The sequence below is a fragment of the Ignavibacteriota bacterium genome (assembly GCA_016716225.1).
In the GTDB taxonomy this organism is placed as follows: Bacteria; Bacteroidota; Ignavibacteria; order Ignavibacteriales; family Melioribacteraceae.
Map to the genome: position 1 here is coordinate 4,306,061 of JADJWT010000001.1, position 7,676 is coordinate 4,313,736.

The window sequence follows — 7,676 nt, forward strand, 5'->3', positions numbered from 1 at the left end:
AATAATTGTATTCCTACTTTTAAATTTTGATGCGATTTCATTCAATTGTTTACTTCAGTAATCAATGTTAGTTGGTTTTCTAATTTTTCATTTTCTTTTTCTAAAGCTTCAATTTTTTTATTTAATTCTTGAATTGCTTTAACAATAATTGGGAGTAAATTTCCCGGCGTTGCTTCCCATTTTTCGGGATTGTCTTTCAACACAAGGTTAAGCCACTCAGCATTTTCAGTTGTTTGAGCTTCATCAAGCTCTTGAGCAATAAAGCCGGCGGTCGTTTCTTGCTTCATTTTGCTTCCATTAGAAATATTTCCTTCGTACCATTCTCTTTTATCCCAGTTGAATTGTCTTGGTTTTAACTTTGTAATAAAATCAAGACCAAGTGTTAAATCCTGTATATTCTTTTTATCTCTTTCATCTGATAAACTTGATATACTTTGCACATTACAGCGAAGAGAAGAAACAAATTGATTGCCAAGAGTTATTTGGTTAGTTGCTGTTCCAGATGATGGATTTGCATCAATCCCAATTAGTGTAAGGTTAGTGCCTGTTGTTACTGTAGAGCCGGCATTAAAACCCAAAGCTGTGTTATAATCATCCGTACTATTTTCGAGTGCATGATGCCCAACCGCTGTGTTCTGTTTTCCACCTAAGTTCGACGTTAATGCATCATATCCAAAAGCTGAGTTCTCACGACCGTTTGTATTTGAGCTGAGAGAGTTAACACCACTTGCTGTATTTTCATAACCGCTAGTATTAGAATAAAGAGATCTATATCCGTTTGCAATGTTATTACTCCCTGAAGTATTATTAAAAAGAGTTCTGGACCCGATAGCAGTATTGTAATTACCAGTATTGCTTGATAGTGTAGTAGAACCTCTAAGTGCCTCAAAACCTACAGCTACATTTCTATTATCAAAAAAAGAAGATGTATTATTTGCATTTGACATTGCATAAAAACCAATTGCTGTAGCACCCGAACCGGCTATATTAGAATAAAGTGCATGCATTCCTATTGCCGTGTTATTTGTACCAATTGTGTTAGAATAAAGTGAAGAACCACCATTCGCAGTATTATTAGCTCCAGATATATTTGAATAAAGCGACTGATATCCATTTGCTATATTCCCAGATCCGGAAGTATTTGAATAAAGTGCTTGGGTTCCGCAAGCTATATTTTGAGTTCCAAAATTATTACTCCTAAGCGTCTGATAACCAATAGCAGTATTTGCATTTCCGGTATTATTACTTGGTGATGTTGAACCCAAAAGTGATTCATAACCTACGGCAACATTATAATTATCAAAAGCAGTGATATTATTGTTTGCAAAACGCATTGCTCCATAACCAATTGCAGTAGCTCTTGAACCAGCTATATTATAATAAAGGGATACTCCTCCGAATGCAGTATTATAATTTCCTGTCATATTGTATTTAAGAGCAGAACTCCCAGTTGATGTATTTCCTATTCCACTTGTATTGGCATTAAAAGCATCATTGCCAACAATAGTATTCCCATTTCCACCATCATCCGAATTGCCGGCACCACTTCCAAGAAATAAACTTGAACCATCATACTTTGCATCAGTTAAATCGTCAATTTCTTGTACTCCTGTTCCAAGTGATATGCCATTAAAATTTAAACTTCCCCCAACATTATATAATTTATTTGTTGTTGCTGTTGGAGCAGAACCTGAAGGTAAAGTAATAGAGCCAACATTACTACCTTCATCTGTTATAGTTATTATTGCGTTACCACTTTCATTCTTAAAATTAATTACATCATTGATGGAATTTGGCTGGTTAATCTTGTCTGCTGAAGTTTTTTTCTGATCTTTTTTTAAGTCTTGCGAATTTGTGATTATATTAATCTGGAAGATTATAATAAAAATAAAAATTGCTTTTCTCATTTTTCTATCTCCATTTATTTATAACAAATCTTCTTGATATCATCTTTATTAACGATTAATTTAATATCAGAATAATAATTCTTATTTATTGACTATAGGATTCAATTACATATAAATCTATTCTTTTCAAAATGTAATTTATTTCAGATTTTTTTATTTCTCTAATTACTTAAATTATTATACAATCCACTTAGATAATAATTTAACAAAGGATGTTATAACTATATCTATAATTTTCAATTGATTATCCAAATTCCTTCAAAGAATAAATCATATACATGAAACAGAATGATATGTCTGATTTAAAATAATTAAAATGAGATGTGATGTCAAGTTTAAAAACATTAAATATTCAGATATTCTAAATAAATCTAAACTTTTGATTTCAGTATTTTTTTATTTGTTTAATATGTTGTTAGAAAATATTCTGTTTATTTATAAAAATTATCCGTTTACATTTTGGTAAATTTTGAATAAACTATTTTGAATTAACAATAAAAACTTAACTATGAAAAAGAAAATATCACTAATGTTATTCTTTATTACTGCTATTCTACTTTCACAGCAGCAATCAAAATATGAACATCTAAGTGAATTAAGTTTAAGAGAATCATTGCTTCCTATTCGTCCCGGTGGCTTTGATAATCAACCTTTCTGGAATGAAAAAGCAAAAATGTTTATTTATGCACCATCATTTAATTTTAGTAATTCTAGCTGGATTGTATCAAATCCAAAATATTATAAGTACACTGCGGTTTCATTTAAAGATGAGAAAGAATATATTTTTACCGCATCAACTCCTTTTGAACCTTTAACAAAAATTTGGAGCGAAATTCCAATTGGTGAAGTTTATTTAAAAGTTGAAGCTTTTAGTGATGATGAAAAAGATTACGTACTTGCCGGAAGTCGTTTGTTTCATAAAGCCGCATCATTCTCACCGCCTTATCCAAAAGCAAAATACTCGTTCAAAGTTGCACTTGAAAAAGGATTACACTTTATTTATAACCAATCACATATAAAACAGTGGTTAGTTACAAACAAACCAAACCACGATGAACACAAATTATATTGCTATTCTGCTCTCGAAGTTGGGAGTGTTATAAATTCAATGCTGTTATTCAATAAGCATTTTCCCGAAAATGATACATCTTTAATAATAGCAAAAATAGCGGCAGATTATTTAATTCAAAACGCCGAAACAAAAAGTAGCCCTTTGGAATTTTTTCCTCAAGTTTATGAAGGAAATAATCTAACAGCCGGGAAATTTGGGAATGAAATAATTATGACTGAACCGGCGTCAACTGGAAAATCATTTCTTGAACTTTATGAAAGAACGAAAGAAATGAAATATTTTGAAGCTGCAAAACGTATTGCAGATACATATTTAAAGACACAACTTACATCCGGAACATGGAATATCAGACTTGAGAAAAAATCGGGAAAGCCGGTTACCGATGAACTTTGCATTCCAATCAAAATTACAGATTTTCTTAATTTATTTGTCAAAAATTATAAACTTACTCAGTATCAAAAAGCAATAGATAAGGCAATTAATTGGATTTTGGAAAATCCGGTTAAGACTTTTAATTGGACTGGACAATTTGAAGATGTTGCAGCAGTTAAACCTTATCAAAATCTCACCAAATATGAGGCTTCATGGTTTGCACAATATCTTCTAAATAATTTTAAAGATTCATTAAGCATTAATTTAGCTAAAGAATTAATTGCCTTTTGCGAGGATCAGTTTGTCGTTTGGGAGAATCCTAATATTTATGATAATTGGGGAAATTCCTCAAATCAGTGGCATACACCAGCAGTACTTGAACAGTATAATTGTTATGTTCCAATTGATGCAAGTGCTGTTCAAATGATAAATACTTTTTTTCTTGCATATAAAAAAACTAATGAAATTATTTATTACGAAAAAGCTTTAGCTCTTGCTAATAGCCTTGTTAACACTCAAAAAGAAGATGGAATGATACCGACTTTCTGGGTACCTGGGTTTACTGAATTCTGGAATAATTGCATGGTAAGTAGTTTAACAATGTTAGATATGATTTTTATTTTTAATGAAACTTATTAATTGAAATATTTTTTACTTAATTTTTTAACAAATTAATTAGAGTTCACTAAATTTAATAAAATTATAATTCATAAATTGTAAATGCTATGTGATAAAATGATTTGTTTATTTTGTTAGTCTAAAACCAAATTCAGAATTCTATTTTCAATCCTTATCAGCATTTTAACTTGTTTCTATACTAATTCCTTTATAATGATATTAAATCTTCTTTCTTGATAAAATATTCTATAATTAAAACTAAAATCATTGAAAATAACAAAGATACTTTTTGCATTATTGCCAATAATCCCCAATCCCCCGAACCATATAAAAATAAAGTAAAATAAAAAGTTAATAAGCAAACTACATTGAAGATTTTAAATAAATGAAGTTTAGACTTAAGAATAAACACTGTAATATAAAATATGCCAAGCAATGATAATGTGCTCGAAATTGTTACCATAATATCATGCAAGGGCGTTGCAATTAGGAAATTAAATATTATGTTTGCTGTTCCCACATATTTTAAGACATTTTTACTGTGTTTATGAGGTATCTTTTTTGATGTATTAATAAAAAATATCCCATAACCAATTGAGTGAACTGCCATTCCAATCATTGCCCAAATTCTTGATGTGTTATCAAAACCATTTAACGCTTTTTCTAAAAATAAATTACTTATAAAGTTTTTCGACCAATCAAAGCCTATTGAATTCTTATCTAATATTGAACCTCCTGGATAAACAGAAGTAGCGATCATAAATAAAATCACCGATATTGTAATGGATATTAAAACCGAATATTTCTTAATCATATTGTCTTCATTTTTAAAAATGAAATTATATTTTAATTCATATTGTGACGAACAATTATTGATTTAGTTTCGATATTTTAGCAAAAAAAAAAAATTAAGAGTGGTTTGAGCGAAGTCTTTTCCAATGACTCTAACTTTGTATTTCATGTAATAATAGGAAATTTAATCAAGACAAGAATTCATAACTCTGAATGTACCATGAATACTTGGAACAATGTAAAAAGAAAAAGAAAGTTGTGTTTGTAAAACAAAATTGTATATTTTTTATAGAACAAAATCGTTTAGAAATCCTTTGATTTAAATATTTTTAATCCAAAAATAAAGCTAATCAAAAACCAAATTGTCTGAACGGATAAAGAAATTATTAGACCAACATTATTTCCAAAAAAATCTTCAAAAACTGCACCGGTATAACCCATTAATGCAGATACATCAAATTTTAGAATTATAAATATTCTGCCAAGATCAATGGGATTGATCATTGTTAATCCAAGCGCAATTCTTTCAAGGGGATAATCTTGAAATGTTTGAAGTATAAATAAAATTAATCCATCATAAATTATTGTAAAAAACAGCCATACAAATATTGATATTCCCAATCCTTTAAGTTTATCATCATTTGAAGTTGCGATTAAAAATGCAATTGCAGTAAAAATAAGAATTTGAAAAAGTCCGGTTATTAAAAGTAAAATTACAATGCTTAAATATTCTTCAAATATTGGGAAAAAAGTCAATACGCAAATTCCAATTCCAAAAGTCAAACAAAATAATAACGGAATTGCCAAACCAAAGTATAAACCAAAATAAAGCGAAATACGTTTAATTGGTTGTGTTAACATAAATTTTATATAATTCAAATTGTTGTAAATATAAATTGATCCAAACATTAAACTTATAAGCGGAATAACAATTAAAATCATGTTTAGAATACTTAAAATTACCTTTGGCGCATCTCCGGTAAAATTTATTAACCAATATGTAAAAGTCATAAAAAAAATAAAAAATCCAATGATCCATCTGCTTTGAATATTGTCCTTAATTTGATATTTGATAATTTTTAGAGTTTTATTCATTTCGAATTTTTTATCATTATTGATGCAATTGATTTTTCAAGATTTTTTTCATTTGTTAAACTTATCAATTCTTCTTTAGAACCATTGAACCATAAATTTCCATCTAGCAGAAAAGCTATATTTTGAGCAAGATCTTCCAGCTCACTAATAATGTGCGACGTAAAAAATATTGATTTACCTTTTTGATTTTCTTTTAGAATTTTTTCCTTTAAAATATTGCTTGAAACCGGATCCAAGCCGGAAGTTGGTTCATCAAGAATTAATATTTGCGGATCAAATAAAAATGCAATTGCGGCATTAACTTTTTGGATTGTTCCGCCGGAAAGATTCTTTAACTTTTTATTCATCTCCTTTTCAAGTGAGAATTCTAAAATCAGTTCTTCATCAATTGTTTTGGAATTTCTAATATCTTTAACCATTGAAAAAATATCTTTTACTAAAAGATTTTCCGGAAAACTTGCACTCTGCGGCATATAACCAATTAGATTTCTATGATCGCTTTCGCCATTAATAATTTTACCATCAACAGAAATTGTTCCGTTATATTTTTTAATTAAACCAAGAATTGCTTTTATTAGTGTTGATTTTCCTGAACCGTTTGGTCCAACAAGATAAGTGATTTTGCCTTTTTCTATTGATAATTCAATGTTTTTTAGAACACACAATTTACCGTAAAATTTTTCTAAACTTTCAATTCTAATCATAAAATTCTTTTCATAGACGGAGATTCATCGATAAGTGTTTCCGGTGTTAGTACCGGAAATATTTTTTCTGCAACATCCAAAATTTCGGTAAATAAACTTCGCAAAAGAATCATTGTCGGTCTATTTTTCTCAACAATTAAAGAAAATAATTTTACCGGACGATATGGAATATCACCAATTCCGTTTTTATCAATATCGTATCCTTTGTAATCCGACCAGAAATTATTAATGAAATAGTTAAAGTTTTTTGTACTGTTTGTTGTTACATCAAAAGAATTTCCAACAAAATTATTTCGTTCAAAGTGGTTATCCATAGAATTTGCCATTAAGCGGATTGCCCAACCATTTTCGGTGAAATTATTATTACTAATATTTATTCTATTCGAGCCCTCAACATAAATGCCGCTGGAATTTTTATAAAAGATATTGTTTTCAATATCACTGTCAGAAATATCTTTTAATAAAATACCATATGAAGCCGGTCCCCAATTTCTTTCAAATTTATTTTTAAACATTTTAACTTTTTTTGTATACATAACAGCTACACCGGCGCCGTTTTCCAAAAATTCATTATACGAGTAACTGCAATTATCTGAAAACATAAAATGCAATCCGTATCGCAAATTATTAATACTTATGTTATTTTGAATATGACTTTCCCTAACAAACTCAAAATAAATTCCATCACGATGACCATTGATATAGTTTTTATCAACTGTAATATTTTTACAATACCACAAATGAATTCCATTTCCAGAATATGATTCCTTTTTTGTATATGCCTTAATAACATTTCCTCTCACAAAACTATCCGATGTTTTGGCTAAATAGATTGCAAAAAAATTATTATCAAAAGTATTGTTAGAAATTTCACAGCCTCTAACCGAATCTAATTTAACAGCTGAATTGTCATCGATAAAGCTAATTCCGGTATTGATAAAAGTAATGCCGGATATTTTGACTGAATCAGATTTTATCGTTAAAATTTGATATTTATTTTCACCATCAATAATGGATTTTTCAAAACTTATTAATTCAATTTTCTTATCAATAACAATATCATGTTCTAAATATTTTCCACTATGTAAAATTATTCTATCATTAGTATTTGCAATT

At 28.8% G+C, this 7,676-nt stretch carries 6 protein-coding genes; 1 reads left to right on the forward strand and 5 read right to left on the reverse strand.

Annotated elements, in window-relative coordinates; genetic code table 11:
* Positions 1-41 precede the first annotated feature (41 nt).
* The gene (locus tag IPM32_18445; protein MBK8947225.1) at positions 42-1,907 is read right to left on the reverse strand and encodes a tail fiber domain-containing protein; all 1,866 of its coding nucleotides are present in this window, start codon (positions 1,905-1,907) and stop codon (positions 42-44) included.
* Between the two features lie 508 nt (positions 1,908-2,415).
* Between IPM32_18445 and IPM32_18450 the strand changes: the two genes are divergently transcribed.
* Positions 2,416-3,990 (forward strand): hypothetical protein, encoded by a 1,575-nt coding sequence (locus IPM32_18450; protein MBK8947226.1) that lies wholly within the window; start codon positions 2,416-2,418, stop codon positions 3,988-3,990.
* Positions 3,991-4,177: 187 nt separating this feature from the next.
* On the opposite strand, the gene IPM32_18455 is transcribed toward IPM32_18450, so the two are convergent.
* From IPM32_18455 to nosD, 4 genes are all read right to left on the reverse strand, one after another.
* On the reverse strand, positions 4,178-4,783 hold the full coding sequence (locus IPM32_18455) for a hypothetical protein (protein ID MBK8947227.1): 606 nt from the start codon (positions 4,781-4,783) through the stop codon (positions 4,178-4,180).
* Between the two features lie 281 nt (positions 4,784-5,064).
* Positions 5,065-5,856: an ABC transporter permease gene (locus tag IPM32_18460; GenBank protein MBK8947228.1), complete on the reverse strand. Its 792-nt coding sequence runs from the start codon at positions 5,854-5,856 to the stop codon at positions 5,065-5,067.
* Positions 5,853-6,560 (reverse strand): ABC transporter ATP-binding protein, encoded by a 708-nt coding sequence (locus IPM32_18465; protein ID MBK8947229.1) that lies wholly within the window; start codon positions 6,558-6,560, stop codon positions 5,853-5,855. The genes IPM32_18460 and IPM32_18465 overlap by 4 nt, the downstream gene beginning before the upstream one ends.
* Positions 6,557-7,676 (reverse strand): nitrous oxide reductase family maturation protein NosD (gene nosD, locus IPM32_18470; GenBank protein ID MBK8947230.1); only part of this gene is annotated, 1,120 nt, incomplete at its 5' end. The genes nosD and IPM32_18465, both read right to left, overlap by 4 nt.